Annotated in this window: 1 protein-coding gene; it reads right to left on the bottom strand. The window is 62.6% G+C overall.

Annotated elements, in window-relative coordinates; all coding sequences use genetic code 11:
- Window positions 1-66 precede the first annotated feature (66 nt).
- Window positions 67-603, bottom strand: coding sequence for a hypothetical protein (locus tag ACFVS6_RS42960; RefSeq protein WP_389711974.1), 537 nt, complete (start codon window positions 601-603; stop codon window positions 67-69).
- Window positions 604-1,049 lie beyond the last annotated feature (446 nt).

Below are 1,049 nucleotides of genomic sequence, written 5' to 3' on the forward strand. Positions count from 1 at the left end.
AACCAGACCATTCCGAGGAACGTTTCGGGCTTCACAGCCCGCGAAGTCGCCGAGTAAGCGTCGAACTCAGGCATTTTTCCCCCCAACCCGCGCCACTGTTGGCTTTGTGGCAGTTTTGCCCTTCTTTTTCGGGGTGGTTACCGGGGTACCCGACCCCCGTGTTACAAGGGGGGTGGCATTCGCCTCCGCCAGCGCCCGACGCATCCCGCCGCGCACGATGCGCGAGGCCGGTGTCGCTGCCGCTCCATCCGTACCTCGCGCCCCGCCCGCGGCGACCTTGCCCTTACGCCGGCCAATCTGCTCCAGCTCCCCCACCAGGTCAGCCGTCTGCTCCTCGAACAGATCGCCAACGATGCCCGCCTGCTCCAGCAGCTTCGCGTGCGCATCCTCCAGGTTCGAAGCCATGCGCTCCTTGGCTTCCTGGGTGGCTGTCTTCGCCGTCTCCAGGATGGCCGCCATGCGCTCGAAAACAGGCTGAGACTGCTCCAGGATCTCCGCGATGATGGATGACTTGCTCTGGCCCGAAACGTCGCTCAAACGCTTCAGGATCGCGTCCATGGACGGCGTGAGCGTCACGGAAACGCGGGGATTGGCTGCGGACATGGCTGTTCCTGGTCAAGTGATGGATGCGACAGGAGCAGCATAAGTGGAAAAGTGCTGCACTTCAAGAGTTATGCAGCATCCTTCGAAATGACCAGGCGCGACCTGGTTGCCAGCTCAGCAATGGCTTGCAGAGCGCGGTTCCGGCACTAGGGCAGGATAGGCTTTTGGCCGCAAAACGTATTACACGCCGCACGACCGCAGCGCTTGCATGGGGACTAAAGCGTCCCCATACCCCGCAATCTCAGACCCACGCCTGCCATCGACGCCCACCGCAGTGAGCACAGCCGAGACACGTCTTGCGACGGCAACAGGCGATGTAATCCAACCACTCCCGTGAGCTCACGCCCAGAGATAGCAGCTCCGACTTGCACCTGGCGATGCGCCGGTAGTAACGCCGCCGGTAGGCATCCTCCAGGCCACGCCTGCTGTTGCGGATGTGCCAGTAC

Origin of the sequence: Streptomyces sp. NPDC057939 (assembly GCF_042887545.1) — a bacterium.
Taxonomy (GTDB): Bacteria; Actinomycetota; Actinomycetes; order Streptomycetales; family Streptomycetaceae; genus Streptomyces.